Source organism: Streptomyces sp. NPDC029836 (genome assembly GCF_055574495.1).
The window spans coordinates 561,040-579,083 of record NZ_JBVHZI010000004.1 but is presented as its reverse complement, the minus strand read 5'-3'; the positions used below and the strand labels follow the sequence as shown (position 1 = coordinate 579,083).

Below are 18,044 nucleotides of genomic sequence, written 5' to 3'. Positions count from 1 at the left end.
GCCCGCTGTGCGAACGGGCAGCCGCCCGAAGTCCGGGCGGCCGTCGGCGGCCACGCGCGTGCCGTTCCCATTGTGGCGCCCGCCACCGACAATCCCGGCCGCTCCGCGATCCGCTCGCCGCCGTCAGCGTCCGTGGCGCCGCACCGCGTCAGCGCCTGCGCCGACGCACCGCGTCAGCGCCTGCGCCGCGGGCGGCGCCCCTCGTCCTCGTCGTCATCGTCGCGGCGCGAGCCCAGCAGTTCGTCCGCCAGGGTCGGCAGGTCGTCCATCGGGGTCGCCTCCGCCCAGTCGGAGGGCTCGCGGCGCGGCCGGCCGTCCTCCCCGAGGACGGGGAGCTCGCGGGTCACGTCGTTCCCGGCGTCACGGAAGATGCCGGGCGGAACCCGCTCCGTCGGGTTCTCCTCCGACCGGCGGGCCGTCGGCCGCGACGCGGAGCCGCTCCGACCGCCGGACCCGGTGGCCGGCGCGGCCGGCGCGGTCCGCCGACCAGCGGCCCCGGACGGACCCGTGGCCCCGGAATCACCCGGACCCGCCGCCCCGGCGGGTCGTACGGCGGGCAGCACCGCCGTCTCGTCCGACGCTCCGGCCGCGCCCCGCGGCGGATCGACCTTCGGCACCGGGACGGTCTGGGTCACGTCGTCCGGCTGGACGACCCGCCTGACCACCGGCGTCTCGACGGTGACCGCGTCGTCCGGCAGCGGACCCTTCCGCATGCCGACCTTGGGAGCGGACGCCGAACCCGCGGGCCCGGATGCAGCAGGCCTCGAAGCCGCAGGCCCCGGCGCCGAAGCAGCCGGCGGCGCCGAAGCAGCCGCCGCAGCAGCGGACGCGGCCGCCGCGGCAGCCGCCGAACCCTCCGCCTGCCGGCGTGCCTCCTCGGCCCTCAGCAGGGCCTCCTCGGCGCGACGCTGCTTCTCCAGCCTCCGCGCCTCGGCCTCGGCACGCAGCCGGGCCTCCTCCGCCTCCTGGAGCCGGAGCCGTTCCTGCTCGGCGGCGCGGGCCTTCGCCTCCGCCTCGACGCGCAGCCGTTCGGCCTCGGCCCGGGCCCGGGCCTCCTCCTCGACGCGCAGCCGCTCTTCCTCCGCCTTGCGGGCGGCCTCCGCCTCGGCCCTGATCCGGGCCTCCTCGGCCTCCCGGGCCAACCGGGCCTCTTCCTCTGCCTTCAGCCGGGCCTCCTCCGCCTTGCGGGCGGCCTCCGCCTCGGCCTTGCGCCGGGCCTCCTCCTCCGCGAGTCGGCGGGCCTCGATCTGCGCCGCCACCTCTGCCTCGGACAGCGGCAGCATCCGGTCCAGGCGGTGCCGTACGACGGTGGTCACCGAACCCGGCTCCTGGCCCGCGTCGACGACCAGGTAGCGGCCGGGGTCGGCCGCCGCGAGCGTCAGGAATCCGGCGCGCACCCGCTGGTGGAACTCCGCCGGCTCCGACTCCAGTCGGTCGGGCGCCTCGGTGAAGCGTTCCCGGGCGGTCTCCGGGGACACGTCGAGCAGGACGGTCAGGTTCGGTACGAGTCCGCCGGTGGCCCAGCGGGAGATCCGGGCGATCTCGGTCGGGGCGAGGTCGCGGCCGGCGCCCTGATAGGCCACGGAGGAGTCGATGTAGCGGTCGGAGATGACCACGGCGCCGCGCTCCAGCGCGGGCCGGACGACCGTGTCCACGTGCTCCGCGCGGTCGGCGGCGTACATCAGCGCCTCGGCGCGGTTCGACAGCCCGGCGGAGGACACGTCGAGCAGGATCGAGCGGAGCCGCTTGCCGACCGGCGTGGCTCCCGGTTCGCGGGTCACGACGACCTCGTGCCCCTTGCCCCGTATCCAGTCGGCGAGGGCCTCCGCCTGGGTGGACTTGCCGGCCCCGTCACCGCCTTCGAGGGCGAGGAAGAACCCGGTCGTGGAGGGGGCCTGGACCGGGTCACCGCCGCGCAGCGCCTCGCGCAGGTCGCGGCGCAACGGTACTCCGCCGCGGTCGTCGGCCTTGGTGAGGACCACCACGGCGACGGGCAGCAGCAGCGCGCCGACGAGCATCAGCGTGAAGGCCGCGCCACCGTACGCGACCACGACCTCGCCCCCGCCCACCCGGTGCGGGCCGATCGCGGCGGCGAGCAGCGGCGCCACGACGGCGCCCAGCGCCACCGCGACCCGGACCGCGGCCTGGAGGTGCTCGGTGACCCGGGCCCGCCGGAACTCCTCGGTCTCCTGGTCCAGCAGGGTGTGCCCGGTGTTGGCGGCGACGCCCGCGGCGGTACCGGCGAGCAGGGCCAGGAACACCACGGTGGCCGTGTCCGGGACGAGCCCGATCAGCAGCAGTGCGAGGCCGGTCACGCCCGTGGCCAGGGCCAGCAGGCGGCGCCGCGACAGCGTGGGCAGCACCTTGCCGGCCTGGGTGGCACGAATGCCGAGGGCGGTGCCGCCGACGAGGGCGAGCACCAGCAGGGCGTACGCGGCGGGACCGGCGCCCAGGTCGAAGGCCAGCATCACGGCGACGGAAGCTGCGGAAGCCACCGCTCCGGCGACGGCCGCGCCGGCCAGGACGAACAGTCGCAGGGTTCCCGTACGCCCCTTCTCGCGCTGGTCGCCCGCCTTGGGGGCCCGCAGGCCCTCCAGCGGGGACCGCGGCCTCGGGGTCTTCGTCGCGGGCAGCACCAGCGGCAGCAGCAGCGAGACGGACGCGGCGAACAGGCCGGCCGCCACGTACGAACCGAGCGCCGCCTGGTTCGCGGCGAACCAGTCCACACCCAGGCCCAGGGCCCGCCCGACGAGGGTCGCGGCGAGCAGCGCGCCGGCGGCGACGGGCATCGCCGCGAAGGCCGTACGCAGCGTCAGGCGCCGCAGGGCGTCGAGGTGGTCCGGGAGCGGCCGTACGGTCGCCCCCTCGGGCGGCGGCTCCGGCAGCAGCGCGGGCGCGGCGCTCTCCTTGGCCAGCGTCCACACCCGCTCGGCGGCGCCGGCGACGAAGACGGTGGCGAGCAGCGCGGTCGTGGCCTGCCCGGGGATCCAGTCGAGCCAGAGCGGGGCGACGACGAACAGGCAGATCCGCAGCCCGTCGGCCCCGACCATCGTCCAGCGGCGGTCCAGCCTGCCCCCGGGGGCGGTGAGCTTGGCCAGCGGGCCGAGCAGTACCGCTCCGAACAGCACGGTGGCGAGGATCCGCACGCCGAAGACGGCGGCGACGGCGAAGGCCGCTCCCCGGTAGCCGTCGCCGAAGACGCCTCCCGGGGCCGCGCCGACGGCCGCCTGGAGCGTCAGCAACACCAGGACGAGCAGGGCGAGGGCGTCGCCGATGCCGCTCACCAGCTGTGCGCTCCACAGCCGGCGGAGTCTGGGCGTGCGCAGCAGTGCGCGCACCGCTCGCTCGCGGGAGTCCGCGGCCAGGGCTTCGTCGTAGGCGGTGTTCTCGGCGTCGGTCACGACCGTCGGCTGCTCGGCTCGCGTCATCCGCCCAGCCTATCCGCTGTCCCTGGCGGTTGCGTTGGCCTGTGGACAGGGCCTCGTGTGACCCCGCACCCACTCGTCCCGCACCCCGGTCCGGCATGCCCGAGGGCCCCGCGCGGATCGCGCGGGGCCCTCGGAAAAACGAACCGAAACCCGGACGGAAGGACCGGGAACGGACGGAAGCACGAGCCTCCCGATCGAGCCGCCCGGACCGAGCCCGGCGACCCGCCCGACCCGCCCGCTACGCCCGACCCGCCCGCCAGGCCCGCTCCCCCGACCCGGCCGCTACGCCTCCGCCGCCGGAACGGCCGCCGTCTTCTTGGCCGTCGTCGCCTTCTTCGCCGCCGCCGTCTTCGTGGCGGCGGTCGTCTTCTTGGCCGCCGTCGTCTTCTTCGCGGCGGTCTTGGTGGCCGTCGCCTTCTTCGCCGGGGCCTTCTTGGCCGGCGCCTTCTTCGCGGGCGCCTTCTTCGCGGTCTTCTTCGCCGGGCCCTTGGCCCGCTTCTCCGCGAGCAGCTCGTAGCCCCGCTCGGGCGTGATCGTCTCGACGTCGTCGTCCCGGCGCAGCGTCGCGTTGGTCTCGCCGTCCGTCACGTACGGCCCGAAGCGGCCGTCCTTGACCACGACCGGCTTCTCGCTCACCGGGTCCGTGCCCAGCTCCTTCAGCGGGGGTTTGGCCGCGGCCCGCCCGCGCTGCTTGGGCTGCGCGTAGATGGCGAGGGCCTCGTCCAGGGTGATCGCGAAGAGCTGGTCCTCGGTCTCCAGGGACCGCGAGTCCGTGCCCTTCTTCAGGTACGGGCCGTAGCGGCCGTTCTGGGCCGTGATCTCGACGCCCTCCGCGTCCACGCCGACCACGCGCGGCAGCGACATCAGCTTGAGCGCGTCGTCGAGGGTGACGGTGTCCAGGGACATCGACTGGAAGAGGGAGGCCGTCCGCGGCTTGACCGCGTTCTTGCCCGTCTTCGCGGTGCCCTCGGGAAGGATCTCGGTGACGTACGGCCCGTAACGACCGTCCTTCGCGACGATCTGGTTCCCGCTCACCGGGTCGGCGCCCAGTTCGAATTCACCGCTCGGCTTCGCGAACATTTCCTCCGCGTACTCGACCGTCAGCTCGTCCGGAGCCATGTCGTCCGGTACGTCGGCGCGCTGGTGGCCCTCGGTGTCCTTCTCGCCGCGCTCCACGTACGGCCCGTAGCGGCCGACGCGCAGCACGATGCCGTCACCGACGGGGAAGGAGGAGATCTCCCGGGCGTCGATCGCGCCCAGGTCCGTGACCAGCTCCTTCAGGCCGCCGAGGTGGTCGCCGTTGGCCGGGACGACCTCGGAGGCCTCCTCGGAACCGAAGTAGAAGCGCTTGAGCCACGGCACGGACTGGGCCTCGCCCCGCGCGATGCGGTCGAGGTCGTCCTCCATCTTCGCCGTGAAGTCGTAGTCGACGAGCCGCCCGAAGTGCGTCTCCAGGAGGTTCACCACGGCGAACGACAGGAAGGACGGCACGAGGGCCGTGCCCTTCTTGAAGACGTAGCCGCGGTCGAGGATCGTGCCGATGATCGACGCGTACGTCGACGGGCGGCCGATCTCCCGCTCTTCGAGCTCCTTGACCAGCGAGGCCTCGGTGTAGCGGGCCGGCGGCTTCGTCGCGTGGCCGTCGACGGTGATCTCGTCGGCCGACAGCGCGTCGCCCTCGGCGACCTGCGGCAGCCGCTTCTCACGGTCGTCGAGCTCGGCGTTCGGGTCGTCGGCGCCTTCGACGTAGGCCTTCATGAAGCCGTGGAAGGTGATCGTCTTGCCGGAGGCGCTGAACTCGGCGTCCCGGCCGTCCGACGCGGCGCCGCCGATCTTCACGGTCACCGAGTTGCCGGTCGCGTCCTTCATCTGGGAGGCGACGGTCCGCTTCCAGATGAGCTCGTACAGGCGGAACTGGTCGCCGGTCAGACCGGTCTCGGCCGGGGTGCGGAAACGATCACCCGAAGGCCGGATCGCCTCGTGCGCCTCCTGCGCGTTCTTGACCTTGCCGGCGTATACGCGCGGCTTCTCCGGCAGGTAGTCGGCCCCGTACAGCTGGGTGACCTGCGCGCGGGCCGCGTTCACCGCGGTGTCGGAGAGCGTCGTGGAGTCCGTACGCATGTAGGTGATGAAGCCGTTCTCGTACAGCTTCTGGGCCACCTGCATGGTCGCCTTCGCGCCGAAGCCCAGCTTGCGCGAGGCCTCCTGCTGGAGCGTCGTCGTGCGGAAGGGGGCGTACGGGGAGCGGCGGTAGGGCTTGGAGTCGACCGACCGGACCGCGAACGACGTCTGCTCCAGCGCGGCGGCGAGCGCCCGGGCGTTCGCCTCGTCGAGGTGCAGCACCTCGCTCTTGAGCTGCCCGGTCGAGCCGAAGTCGCGGCCCTGGGCGACGCGCTTGCCGTCGACCGTGTTCAGCCGGGCGACCAGCGTGGAGGGGTCGGAGGCGTCACCGGCGCGGCCGGTGGCGAAGGTGCCGGTCAGGTCCCAGTACTCGGCGGAGCGGAAGGCGATGCGCTCGCGTTCCTTCTCCACGACCATGCGCGTGGCCACCGACTGGACGCGGCCCGCCGACAGCTTCGGCATGACCTTCTTCCACAGGACCGGCGAGACCTCGTAGCCGTAGAGGCGGTCGAGGATGCGGCGGGTCTCCTGGGCGTCGACCATGCGCTGGTTGAGCTCGCGCGGGTTGGCGACGGCGTCGCGGATCGCGTCCTTGGTGATCTCGTGGAAGACCATGCGGTGGACGGGGACCTTGGGCTTGAGGACCTCTTGCAGGTGCCACGCGATGGCTTCGCCCTCGCGGTCCTCATCGGTGGCGAGGAAGAGTTCGTCGGACTCGGCCAGCAGGTCCTTGAGCTTGCGGACCTGCGCCTTCTTGTCCGCGTTGACGACGTAGATCGGCTGGAAGTCGTGCTCGACGTCCACGCCGAGACGGCGCACCTCGCCGGTGTACTTGTCGGGAACCTCGGCCGCGCCGCTGGGGAGGTCGCGGATGTGCCCGACGCTCGCCTCGACGACGTATCCCGGGCCGAGGTAGCCCTTGATCGTCTTCGCCTTGGCAGGGGACTCGACGATGACGAGTCGGCGGCCGCCCTTTGCGGTCTCGCTAGTCGGGGACAACTTGGCTCTTCTCTCCGGTCGGCACTCGGTCGCAGTACGGCGACGCTGCGGAGTGTGACGGTACAACCCGCCCCCGTGTCAAACGGCACAAGCCCGCAACGGCCACTCGAACGGTAACCCGACAAGTGCCGTTTCTGCCGCCCGGATGCCGCGCCGGACCCCTTCCGGTCACCGACCGGGGTGGCCCGAGGGCCGTCTGGCCCCGCCCCCGCACCCGTCTCCACGTCGGGTTTCACCCCGTACGGAGATCATCGGCGAGTCCGCCTCAGAAGCGCTGGAGGCACCAGACGCCGAGGGCCAACGCCCCGGCGCCGGCCAGTAGGGCCAGCGGTACGGCCACGACGGGGCGCACGCCCTCAGCCACCGGAGCGCGGTGCAGGGCGCGCGCCCCCGTCCAGACCAGCAGAGCGGCCCCGAACAGCAGGAACACGGCCGCCGCGAAGATCGCCGGACCGCGTTCCATGCCGTTCCCCTTTACCCCTGGACCGCTCGGGGATCCCCCCGGATCCCGCTGCCCCGGAGCCTGCCGGCCGTGGGGATACGGCGGGCGAACCCCGGGTTACATCACGGGTACGCGGAGAAGTTCCGAAGCCCCCGGGGAGGCCCGGAGAGGCCTCAGGAAGCGCCTTCGCCCGCCAGCGGCTCCAGGAAGCCCTGCTCCACCAGCAGCCGGATCGCCTCCGGGGTGCGGTCGCGCAGGACGACCGGATCCTCCTCCATCAGCTGGGCGATCGCGTCGAGGATCCGGCCCGCGCTGAGTGAGCCGTCACACACTCCGGCGAAGCCCGCCCCGACCGTGTCGACCTTGGTGGCCCGCCGCATGCCGCGGTTCTGCCGCAGCACCACGTGCTCCGGGTCCTCCGCCCCGGGCGCGCCGACCTGCTCCTGGACGACCTCGGCGGTCAGCCGGAAGTAGCCGGCCAAGAGGGCCGCGTCGTCGTGTTCGCGCAGGTAGTCCTGGCGCGCGAAGTGCGCCAGGACGGAATCGCCCAGCGGCTGCTCCACCGAGTGGGGCCACTCCTCGACCACGATCGAGGGCTCCGCCGCGTCGGTGCGGCGCAGGGTGATCCAGCCGAAGCCGACGGCCTTGGTGCCGCGGGCCTCGAACTCGTCCAGCCATTCCTCGTACCGGCGGGTGTACTCGGCCGGGTCGGCGCGGTGGTCGCCCGCGTCACGGAGCCACAGCTCCGCGTACTGCGTCACGTCCTGCACGTCACGCTGCACGATCCAGGCGTCGCAGCCGCGCGGCACCCAGGAGCGGAGCCGGTCGTGCCAGTCCTCGCCCTCCACGTGCTGCCAGTTGCCGAGGAACTGGGCGTACCCGCCGGGGTTGAGGTGCGCGCCCGCCTGCTGGACCAGCGTCCGGCACAGGTCGTCGCCGCCCATGCCGCCGTCGCGGTAGGTCAGTCGGGCGCCGGGGGAGATCACGAACGGCGGGTTCGAGACGATCAGGTCGTACGTGGCGTCCCCGACGGGCTCGAAGAGCGAGCCGGCCAGCAGTTCGGCCTCCGGCGCACCCGAGAGAGCCAGCGTCAAACGGGTGAACTCCAGGGCGCGCGGGTTGACATCGGTGGCGGTGACCCGGGTCGCGTGCTGGGCGGCGTGCAGCGCCTGGATACCGGATCCGGCGCCGAGGTCGAGGGCGGACCCGACGGGGATCCGCACGGTGATGCCGGCCAGCGTGGTGGACGCCCCGCCCACCCCCAGGACCACGCCCTCCTCCCGGCTGCCGATCCCGCCGGCCCCGCCGACGGCGCAGCCGAGGTCCGAGACGATGAACCAGTCCTCGCCCTCGGGGCCGCCGTACGGGCGTACGTCGACGGTGGCGTGCACCTCGTCGCCCTCGCCCCGCAACCAGCCGCCGGCGAGGGCGGCCTCGACGGGCAGCGCGGCCGCGGCGTGCACGTACGGCACGGGCTGCTGGAGGAGGAAGAGCCGGACCAGGCTCGCGAGCGGGGTGTCGCCGGCGGTGCGCGTGGCCCGCAGGGCGGGCACCGTCTCGCTGCGGGCCAACGCCGCGTAGGCGGGGGCGCCGAGCAGGTCGAGCAGCCCGTCGGCGGTGAAACCGGCGGCGAGCAGCGCGGCGCGGAGTTCGGCGGCGCGGTCGGACGAGGGAAGGCTGGTGGTACTCACGCGTCCATTGTGGCCGCTGGGACCGGCAAACCGAACGACCCCCGACACACGGCAGGGCGGCCGGCTCCCCGAGGGAACTCCGGCCGCCCGGAGCGGCGATCGACCCGCGCCGCGAGCAACCCCTGGAGGGGATCGCCTGCGCGCGATGCTCCCGTACGGCGGTCAACCAGTACGACGGTCAGCCAGTACGGCGGTCAACCGTCGGGCGATCGCGCCGCATCGGCGATCAACCGTCGGGCAGTCGCGCCGCGCGGCGGCGGGCCCGTACGTCCGCCCGCCCGCGCGGCGGCCCGCCCGTACGGCGACCGGCCCTTACGGCGATCAGCCCGTCGCGGGCGTGGTGACCTGGCAGCCCTTCTGGCCGTAGATCACCTTGAGCCCCGTGGACTCCAGCTTCTGCTTGCTCGCCGTCTCGTTGGCCGCGACCTCGGTCAGCCCGCCGGCCACCTGCTGGAGCCCTTCCGCGAACTTGCTCTGGTCCTTCGCGTCGAGCGCGTCGATCTTCGTCTTCAGTTCGGTGTAGCTCTTGGCGATCTGGTCGTAGCTCTTCACCACGGCGTCCTGCGCGCTCTTGCCGTCCTTGACCGGCGCCTCGCCGGCCGCGGTCAGCGCCCCGCCCATGGACTTGTAGGCGTCGGACAGCGACTGGAACGCGGCCGAGTCGGTCTGCTGGACCTCTTCGGGCTTGTTGCTCTGGGTGGCCACCCGCTTCAACTCGTCATTGGTGGTCTTGATCTTGGTGAGCTCGGGCTCCCACTTGTCACAGACCTTCTTGGCCCAGGCGTCGGCCTTCTGCTTGCTGTCGTCTTCCCCGTCGCCGCCGCAGCCGGACAGGACGAGCATCAGTACCGCACCGCCGGACACCGCGGCCGCAAACTTCTTGTTCACCGGATTGGTCCCTTCGAAGGCTCTCGGCCCGGAAGATACACGCCCGCCCTCCGCAGACGCACAAAGGCGGACAGACGACGCGTCGCTACGCGTCGCCCGTCCGCCGTTCGGGCGCATCTTCGAGCCGGTCGCCCGAGGAGTTCAGCGCTCGGGAGCGCGCGACACCGGGGGCCGGAGCCCCGAAGGCCGCGGCTCCGGAGCGGGAGCCGGTGGTCGGGGCGTCAGGACACCACCGCCGGGCCCGGGGACTGGGCGGCCCGCTCGGCCTTCGCTTCCTCGTCCTCCCCCTCGTCGCCGACGGCGATGCCCCGGCGCTTGGAGACGTACACCGCGCCGATGATCACACCGATGGCGAGGATCGCCACGATGGCCCGTACCGTCGGGCTGGTGTCGTCCCCGTAGCTGAACTGGACCACGGCCGGGGCGATCAGCAGCGCCACCAGGTTCATCACCTTGAGCAGCGGGTTGATGGCCGGGCCGGCGGTGTCCTTGAACGGGTCGCCGACCGTGTCGCCGATGACGACGGCGGCGTGCGACTCGCTGCCCTTGCCCCCGTGGTGGCCGTCCTCGACGAGCTTCTTCGCGTTGTCCCACGCGCCACCGGAGTTGGCGAGGAACACGGCCATCAGCGTGCCGGTGCCGATGGCACCCGCGAGGAAGGAACCGAGCGCGCCGACGCCCAGCGAGAAGCCCACCGCGATCGGGGTGAGGACGGCGAGCAACCCGGGCGTGGCGAGTTCGCGCAGGGCGTCCTTGGTGCAGATGTCCACGACGCGGCCGTACTCGGGCTTCTCGGTGTAGTCCATGATCCCGGGGTGCTCGCGGAACTGCCGGCGCACCTCGTGGACGACGGCGCCGGCCGAGCGGGACACGGCGTTGATGGCCAGGCCCGAGAACAGGAACACGACGGCCGCGCCCAGGATCAGGCCGACCAGGTTGTTCGGCTGGGCGATGTCGAGGCTGAGGTTCATCTCGCCCGCCTTGGCCCCGACCTCCTTGACGGCTCCGGCGATCGCGTCGTTGTACGAGCCGAACAGCGCGGCCGCGGCCAGGACGGCGGTGGCGATGGCGATGCCTTTGGTGATGGCCTTGGTGGTGTTGCCGACGGCGTCCAGGTCGGTGAGCACCTGCGCGCCCGCTCCCTCGACGTCGCCGGACATCTCCGCGATGCCCTGCGCGTTGTCCGAGACCGGACCGAAGGTGTCCATCGCGACGATGACGCCGACGGTGGTCAGCAGTCCGGTGCCGGCCAGCGCCACGGCGAAGAGCGCCAGCATGATCGACGTACCGCCGAGCAGGAAGGCCCCGTACACGCCGAGGCCGATCAGCAGCGCCGTGTAGACCGCCGACTCCAGGCCGACGGAGATGCCGGCCAGGATGACGGTGGCCGCGCCGGTCAGGGAGGACTTGCCGATGTCCCGGACGGGACGACGGTTGGTCTCGGTGAAGTAGCCGGTCAGCTGCTGGATCAGGGCGGCGAGCACGATGCCGATCGCGACGGCGACGATCGCCAGGACCCTCGGGTCACCCGGGTGGTTCGCGATGGCGGCGTCCTCGACCCCGACGAGCTCCTTGTACGTGCCCGGCAGGTACGCGTAGACGGCGATGCCGACGAGCACCAGGGAGATCGCCGCGGAGATGAAGAAGCCGCGGTTGATGGCGGTCATGCCGCTGCGGTCGGACCGGCGCGGGGAGACCGCGAAGATGCCGATCATGGCGGTGACGACGCCGATGGCGGGCACGATCAGCGGGAAGGCGAGCCCGAGGTCGCCGAAGGCCGCCTTGCCCAGGATGAGCGCGGCCACGAGGGTGACGGCGTACGACTCGAAGAGGTCGGCGGCCATCCCCGCGCAGTCGCCGACGTTGTCGCCCACGTTGTCGGCGATGGTCGCGGCATTGCGCGGATCGTCCTCCGGAATGCCCTGTTCGACCTTGCCGACCAGGTCGGCGCCGACGTCGGCGGCCTTGGTGAAGATGCCGCCGCCGACGCGCATGAACATGGCGATCAGCGCGGCGCCGAGGCCGAAGCCCTCCAGGACCTTGGGCGCGTCGGCCGCGTAGACCAGGACGACGCAGGACGCGCCGAGCAGGCCGAGGCCGACCGTGAACATGCCCACCACACCACCGGTGCGGAAGGCGATCTTCATCGCCTTGTGCGACACCTCGATCAGGTCCTTGGCCGGTTCGCCCTCGGCGGGGGTGGCCTCACGGGCCGCGGCCGCGACACGGACGTTGGCGCGCACCGCGAGGCGCATGCCGATGTAGCCGGTGGCGGCCGAGAACAGCGCGCCGACGAGGAAGAAGCCGGAGCGGCCCCCACGCTGCGACCAGTCGTCGGCGGGGAGCAGGAAGAGCAGGAAGAAGACGACCGTCGCGAAGACGGCGAGGGTGCGCAACTGCCGTCCCAGGTAGGCGTTGGCGCCTTCCTGGACGGCCGCGGCGATCTTCTTCATGCTGTCGGTGCCCTCGTCGGCTGCGAGGACCTGCCGGGTCAGGATCTGGGCGACGACGAGCGCCGCCAACGCGACGACGGCGATGACGATGACGATGAGCCGATTGTCATCGGTGAGTACTGCGGCAGCCAGATCGTTTGCGCGATCCGGCGCGATAGGGGTGAAGAGCCCCGTCATTCGTCCTCCTTGACGTGATGAGCTCAAGATGTGGACGGATTGTAGGGAGCGCGACCTGATCAAAACAGTGGGCGTGAAACGGAATTGGCCCGCACTTGCTCCTCAGCAATGGATCACGTCACTCCATTACCCTCGAAAGAAGTAATGGGACAAAGGCATTGACGACTGATCAACGATCTAGGGAGTTTTTCTGAGAAATGCAAAAGGCCCTGCTCAGCAGGGCCTTGATAAAGATCGGACGATACGATCCGCGCCACCCGGCGGTGCGCCGGACGTGTGCGGGGACGTACGTCACCCCGGGCGCGGCGCACGGGCGGAACCCGGCGGCTTTCGGGTGTCGGTGACGCCGGTGGAGGGGTGGGGGCGACGCCGGGCGGCGAAAACGCCGACCTGACGCTACGAAACCTGCCCGGACCCCGATACGGGCCAGCTCATCCGAATCGTTCCGCCAAACTCGTCCGCCGACACGGAGACGTCGTCGACGAGCCCGCTGATCACGGCGAGACCCATCTCGTCCTCACCGTCGATGTCCGGGTCCAGGACGGCCGCGATGCCCGGAACGCCGTCGATGGCGCCACCGGGCGGCCCGGGTACCTCGTCGCCGACCTCGATGGAGAACGACTTCTCCTCCTCGGTCAGCACCACCCGGACGGGCGCGGTCAGTCCGTTGCTCCGGTGCAGTCCGACGGCACGCGAACACGCCTCGCCCACAGCGAGGCGGACCTCGTCGAGCACGGCTTCCTCCACCCCGGCCCGGCGCGCCACGGCGGCCGCGACCAGGCGGGCCGTCCGGACGTGTTCGGGCTGGGCGCTGAAGCGCAGTTCAACGGTGGCCATGTGCGTCCCCCTCGGACTACGGGCGTGACTTGACAGGGGTCCGGACCGCCCATGGCCCGGTACCCCCGCTCCTCGTCGGCGCCTGCGCCGTTTCCGGCGGCAGCCGCCAGGAGCACGTCAGTCGGTGGCTGCGACTGCGTCTTCCACCGTGGTGTGAATCGGGAACACCTTGGTCAGACCGGTGATACGGAAGATCTTCAGAATGCGCTCCTGGTTGCAGACCAGACGCAGCGAGCCCTCGTGCGCGCGGACGCGCTTGAGGCCTCCCACGAGCACACCCAGGCCCGTGGAGTCGAGGAAGTCCACTCGCTCCATGTCGACAACCAAGTGGTAGCTGCCGTCGTTCACCAACTCCACCAACTGCTCGCGCAGCTTGGGCGCGGTATACACATCAATCTCGCCACCGACCTCTACGACCATGCGGTCGCCGACAGTGCGAGTCGACAGGGACAGGTCCACGGATCCTCCAGCACCTTGCTATCGAGCGGCGCCCCCCAGGGGCCTCCCCACCCGAAGGTAGGGGAGGGATCGGCTGCCGCGATGGCATTCAATCACTTACCGGCAGGCGCGCACGACGCCTTGGGACCATTGTCCCGCACGCCAGTGACACACTCGGTTCCAATGGCCAACACTCACCGCCCCGGTCGGCCCACGGCGCCCGCGGACGCACGACCCACTCCCGACACGGTCCTGGACCGGTTGTCACGGGGGCCTTCCCGAGCTGCGCGCATCACTCATACGGAGCACTTGCCCCCTCGGGCGGGTCGTCATGCGGTCTGGCCCGATCGCATCCGAACGGATGTCGTGGCGGCGATTTCGGCTGCCGGCATCGAACATCCGTGGGAACACCAGGCGGCCGCCGCCGAGCTCGCCCTCGACGGCGAGTCGGTGGTCGTCGCCACCGGGACAGCCTCGGGCAAGTCGCTGGCCTACCTCGCCCCCGTGTTCTCCGCCCTCGCGGACGGCTCCGAGGCCCCGAACGGCCGGGGTGCGACCGCGCTCTACCTGGCCCCCACCAAGGCCTTGGCCGCCGATCAGCGGCGGGCCGTACGGGAGCTGGCGGTGCCGCTGGGCAACGCCGTCCGGCCGGCCGTGTACGACGGCGACACCCCGTTCGAGGAACGGGAGTGGGTGCGCCAGTACGCGAATTACGTCCTGACCAACCCGGACATGCTGCACCGGGGGATCCTGCCCGCCCACCCCCGCTGGGCCTCGTTCCTGAAGGCCCTGCGCTACGTCGTCATCGACGAGTGCCACACCTACCGGGGGGTCTTCGGCTCCCACGTCGCCCAGGTCCTGCGCCGGCTGCGGCGGCTGTGTGCCCGCTACGGCTCCGATCCGGTCTTCCTGCTGGCCTCCGCCACCGCGAGCGACCCGGCGGCGGCCGCGTCCCGGCTGACCGGCGTACCGGTCACCGAGGTCTCCGACGACGCCTCCCCGCGCGGCGAGGTCGTCTTCGCCCTGTGGGAGCCGCCGCTGACCGACCTCAAGGGCGAGAAGGGCGCCCCCGTACGCCGCACCGCCACCGCCGAGACCGCCGACCTGCTGACCGACCTGGTCGTCCAGGGGGTCCGCACGGTGGCCTTCGTCCGCTCCCGGCGCGGGGCGGAGCTGATCGCCGTGATCGCCCAGGAACGGCTCGCGGAGGTCGACCGCTCGCTGCCCCGGCGTGTCGCGGCGTACCGGGGCGGCTACCTGCCCGAGGAACGCCGCGCCCTGGAGCGGGCCCTGCACTCCGGCGAGCTGTTGGGTCTGGCCGCGACCACCGCCCTGGAACTGGGCGTGGACGTCTCGGGCCTGGACGCCGTCCTGATCACCGGCTACCCCGGCACCCGGGCCTCCCTGTGGCAGCAGGCGGGCCGGGCCGGACGGTCCGGACAGGGCGCGCTGGCCGTCCTGATCGCCCGCGACGACCCGCTGGACACCTACCTGGTCCACCACCCCGAGGCGCTGTTCCGGCAGCCCGTGGAGGCCACCGTCCTCGACCCGGACAACCCGTACGTCCTGGCCCCGCACCTGTGCGCGGCGGCCGCCGAGCTGCCGCTGACCGAAGCGGACCTGGACCTCTTCGGCCCGGCCGCGCACGGCCTGCTGCCCCAGCTGGAGGCCGCGAAGCTGCTGCGGCGCCGGGCGACGGCCTGGCACTGGACCCGCCGCGAGCGCGCCTCGGACCTGACCGACATCCGGGGCGGCGGCGGCCGCCCGGTGCAGATCGTCGAAGCCGCCACCGGGCGGTTGCTGGGCACGGTCGACGAGGCCGCCTCCCACACCGCCGTCCACGACGGGGCCGTCCACCTCCACCAGGGCCGCACCTACCTGGTCAAGCACCTGGACCTGGAGGATTCGGTGGCCCTCGTCGAGGAGGCGAACCCGCCGTTCTCGACCACGGCCCGCGACACCACCGCGATCTCGATCCTGGAGACCGAGACCGAGATCCCGTGGGGCGCGGCCCGGCTCTGCTTCGGTTCCGTGGAGGTCACCAACCAGGTGGTCTCCTACCTGCGCCGCAAGCTGATCACCGGCGAGGTGCTCGGCGAGGCCAAGCTGGACCTGCCGCCGCGCACCCTGCGGACCCGGGCCGTGTGGTGGACGGTCACCGAGGACCAGCTCGACGAGGCCCGGATCAACCCGGAGATCCTCGGCGGCGCCCTGCACGCCGCCGAGCACGCCTCCATCGGCCTGCTGCCGCTGTTCGCCACCTGCGACCGCTGGGACATCGGCGGTGTCTCCGTACCGCTGCATCCCGACACCCTGCTGCCCACGGTGTTCGTGTACGACGGCCACCCGGGCGGCGCCGGCTTCGCCGAGCGGGCCTTCCACACGGCACGGGCCTGGCTGACGGCCACCCGGGACGCCATCGCCGCCTGCGAGTGCGAGGCGGGCTGCCCCTCCTGCATCCAGTCCCCCAAGTGCGGCAACGGCAACGACCCCCTCCACAAACGCGGCGCCATCCGCCTCCTCACCCGCCTCCTCACTCCCACGACCCCCCCTCCACCCCCGCCCTGACCCACCGACCGACACCCAGGTCCCTACAGGCCGCACCTCGCCGCGCCACAGCCAGCGGCAGCACTGCCGACCGTCCCCCCGGACGACGCCCCTGCGTGGTCCGGCAGCCCGGGCATCAGGGCCTTGCCGGCGCCCCACAGGAGACAGCGGGCCCTGCCGGGCCGGGGGCAGGGTCCGAGGCATGCCGGGCCGGGGGCAGGCTCCGAGGCCCCACAAACCGCCCTCAGGGCGACTGTAGGCCGTACCCCGCGCGACTGCGCGAACCATCCCGGACCAACCCAAAAGGCTCTTCTGAAGTCGACTGCAAGACGCCCCCACCCCATCACCGAGATGGCCGAAAATCGCCCCTCCGTCCTCCCCAGAAGCCCCACCCGCCCACGAAAACCACTTCTGGACGGCTGACCCGCCCGGGTGACCCACCTCCAGCCACTCCCCGAGCACGCGCCCCGAATCCCCCTTTCGGTCACCACATCCAGGGCCCGTCCGTAGCGGCATCCCAGCCTCCCAACCTGCCCTGCCGGACCTCCCTGCCCCGCCGCCCCCGCCACACCGGGCCCGGCCCTGCCGCTCCGGGCCCCGCACCGACCCCCGGCCCCGCCCCACGGCCCATTACCCGCCCGGACCAGCCGGACCCCGACCCGGACCCGGCGCACCCGCCGCAGCGGGCCGGGCCGGGAAGCGGCTCGGGGTCCCGCACCGACCCCCGGCCCCGCCCCACGGCCCGCCACCCGCCCTGACCTGCCCAACCCTGACCCGGCACATCCGCGTGGCCCATGCCACTCGGGGTCCCGCACAGACTCCCGGGCCGCCCCAAGGTCCACCGTCCGACCCTGACCAGCCGGACCCGGACCCGGCGCACCCGCCTGGCCCATGCCCCTCCGGGTGCCGTTCCGACTCCCGGGCCGCCCCAAGGCCCACCATCCGACCCTGAGCCGCCGGACCCGGACCCGACCCGGCGCACCCGCCGCAGCGGGCCAGGCCGGGAGGGGACTCGGGGTCCCGTACCGACCCCCCGCCCGGCCCCCGAGCGGCCTCCCGGCCCGCCCCGTTCGCGCGGCCGGAGGCCAGCGCCCCTCACCCCCTCCCCGCCGGAGGCAGAGGCGCCGCCAGCGGCGGGCCGGCGCGGGAGGGGAGGGCCGGGGCGAAGGGGCCCGCTCGGACGCGGGCCGTGACTTCGGCGACCTCGCCCTCGACCCGGCACTTCGTCACCCGCGCGCCCTGCGCTCCGGCCACCCTCGCCGCCGCGGCGCAGGCCGCGGCGGGGCCGTGGGACCAGGTCGCGGCCGCCGCCAGGGCGGCGAGGTCGGCTGCCGCTCCCGCCCGGTGGCGGGCCGCGACCGCCTGACCGAGGAGCAGCACGCCCCCGAACACGGCGCCCAGGACCGTGACGACCACCGTGGCCCACACCGTCGCCGACCCCCGGTCCCGGCTCACGGCGGCGGCCCCACGCTGTCCTCGGCCAGGGCCACCGCCCGGGCCCCGATTCGTACCGGCAGCCGGTCGGGGCCCGGCGCGGGCGCCGCGACCGTGACCCGCCACAGGTCGCCCGCCCGCTCCACCTCGACCTCCGCCCCCGGCGGCGCGGCCGACCGGGCCGCCGCCACCGCCACCTCCGCCGGCTCGGAGCGGGCCGCCGCCCGTGCTCCCGCCCGGGCGGCGTCCACGCACCGGATCTGCGCGGCGGCCGCCATTAGCGCCCACACCAGCAACGCCGCGAACAGCACCAGGGCCGGGATCACCATGGCCGCCTCGGCCGTCACATAGCCCCGGTCCGCGTTTCCCACCGGCTTTCGCTCAGAACGGCACATCGAGCGCCTTTCCGATGGTCGACTGGAGCGCCGTCGAGACCACGTCACTCGTCACCACCTTGTACAGAACGGCGGCGAACGCACACGCCGCGATCGTGCCCATGGCGTATTCCGATGTCGACATTCCGGTGTCGCCGCCACGACCGCTCAGAGCCTTACGCAGTCGGAACCAGATGATCCTCATGACAAACCTC

Annotated in this window: 12 protein-coding genes; 1 reads left to right on the top strand and 11 read right to left on the bottom strand. The window is 72.8% G+C overall.

From position 1 onward, the window contains the following. Window positions 1-173 precede the first annotated feature (173 nt). The 8 genes from tmk to bldG all read right to left on the bottom strand — a co-directional run bounded on the left by tmk (window position 174) and on the right by bldG (window position 13,495). Window positions 174-3,428: a dTMP kinase gene (gene tmk / locus ACZ4XJ_RS16385; RefSeq protein WP_468496544.1), complete on the bottom strand. Its 3,255-nt coding sequence runs from the start codon at window positions 3,426-3,428 to the stop codon at window positions 174-176. 282 nt (window positions 3,429-3,710) lie between these two features. Continuing rightward, a complete protein-coding gene (gene topA / locus ACZ4XJ_RS16380; RefSeq protein WP_468496543.1) occupies window positions 3,711-6,548 on the bottom strand; it encodes a type I DNA topoisomerase in 2,838 nt (945 codons plus the stop codon). A gap of 265 nt (window positions 6,549-6,813) precedes the next feature. Further along, on the bottom strand, window positions 6,814-7,011 hold the full coding sequence (locus tag ACZ4XJ_RS16375) for a hypothetical protein (protein ID WP_362875409.1): 198 nt from the start codon (window positions 7,009-7,011) through the stop codon (window positions 6,814-6,816). Between the two features lie 152 nt (window positions 7,012-7,163). Continuing rightward, window positions 7,164-8,681, bottom strand: coding sequence for a DUF7059 domain-containing protein (locus ACZ4XJ_RS16370; RefSeq protein WP_362875408.1), 1,518 nt, complete (start codon window positions 8,679-8,681; stop codon window positions 7,164-7,166). A gap of 321 nt (window positions 8,682-9,002) precedes the next feature. Beyond that, window positions 9,003-9,569, bottom strand: coding sequence for a small secreted protein (locus ACZ4XJ_RS16365; RefSeq protein ID WP_362875407.1), 567 nt, complete (start codon window positions 9,567-9,569; stop codon window positions 9,003-9,005). A gap of 221 nt (window positions 9,570-9,790) precedes the next feature. Then, window positions 9,791-12,199, bottom strand: coding sequence for a sodium-translocating pyrophosphatase (locus ACZ4XJ_RS16360; protein WP_362875406.1), 2,409 nt, complete (start codon window positions 12,197-12,199; stop codon window positions 9,791-9,793). Between the two features lie 396 nt (window positions 12,200-12,595). Next, on the bottom strand, window positions 12,596-13,036 hold the full coding sequence (locus tag ACZ4XJ_RS16355) for an ATP-binding protein (protein ID WP_362875405.1): 441 nt from the start codon (window positions 13,034-13,036) through the stop codon (window positions 12,596-12,598). A gap of 117 nt (window positions 13,037-13,153) precedes the next feature. Beyond that, window positions 13,154-13,495 (bottom strand): anti-sigma factor antagonist BldG, encoded by a 342-nt coding sequence (bldG, locus tag ACZ4XJ_RS16350; RefSeq protein WP_362875404.1) that lies wholly within the window; start codon window positions 13,493-13,495, stop codon window positions 13,154-13,156. 81 nt (window positions 13,496-13,576) lie between these two features. On the opposite strand from bldG, the gene ACZ4XJ_RS16345 reads away from it, so the two are divergent. After that, on the top strand, window positions 13,577-16,042 hold the full coding sequence (locus tag ACZ4XJ_RS16345) for a DEAD/DEAH box helicase (RefSeq protein WP_468496542.1): 2,466 nt from the start codon (window positions 13,577-13,579) through the stop codon (window positions 16,040-16,042). Window positions 16,043-17,116: 1,074 nt separating this feature from the next. Here the strand turns inward: ACZ4XJ_RS16345 and ACZ4XJ_RS16340 are convergent. Genes ACZ4XJ_RS16340 through ACZ4XJ_RS16330 form a run of 3 tightly spaced genes read right to left on the bottom strand, consistent with a single transcriptional unit; the run spans window position 17,117 to window position 18,034 of the window. Continuing rightward, the gene (locus tag ACZ4XJ_RS16340; protein ID WP_468496541.1) at window positions 17,117-17,476 is read right to left on the bottom strand and encodes an Rv3654c family TadE-like protein; all 360 of its coding nucleotides are present in this window, start codon (window positions 17,474-17,476) and stop codon (window positions 17,117-17,119) included. Further along, a complete protein-coding gene (locus ACZ4XJ_RS16335) occupies window positions 17,473-17,850 on the bottom strand; it encodes a TadE family type IV pilus minor pilin (RefSeq protein ID WP_468496540.1) in 378 nt (125 codons plus the stop codon). Before ACZ4XJ_RS16335 ends, ACZ4XJ_RS16340 begins: the two co-directional genes overlap by 4 nt. Then, window positions 17,837-18,034 (bottom strand): DUF4244 domain-containing protein, encoded by a 198-nt coding sequence (locus ACZ4XJ_RS16330; RefSeq protein WP_362875400.1) that lies wholly within the window; start codon window positions 18,032-18,034, stop codon window positions 17,837-17,839. Before ACZ4XJ_RS16330 ends, ACZ4XJ_RS16335 begins: the two co-directional genes overlap by 14 nt. Window positions 18,035-18,044: the final 10 nt, after the last annotated feature.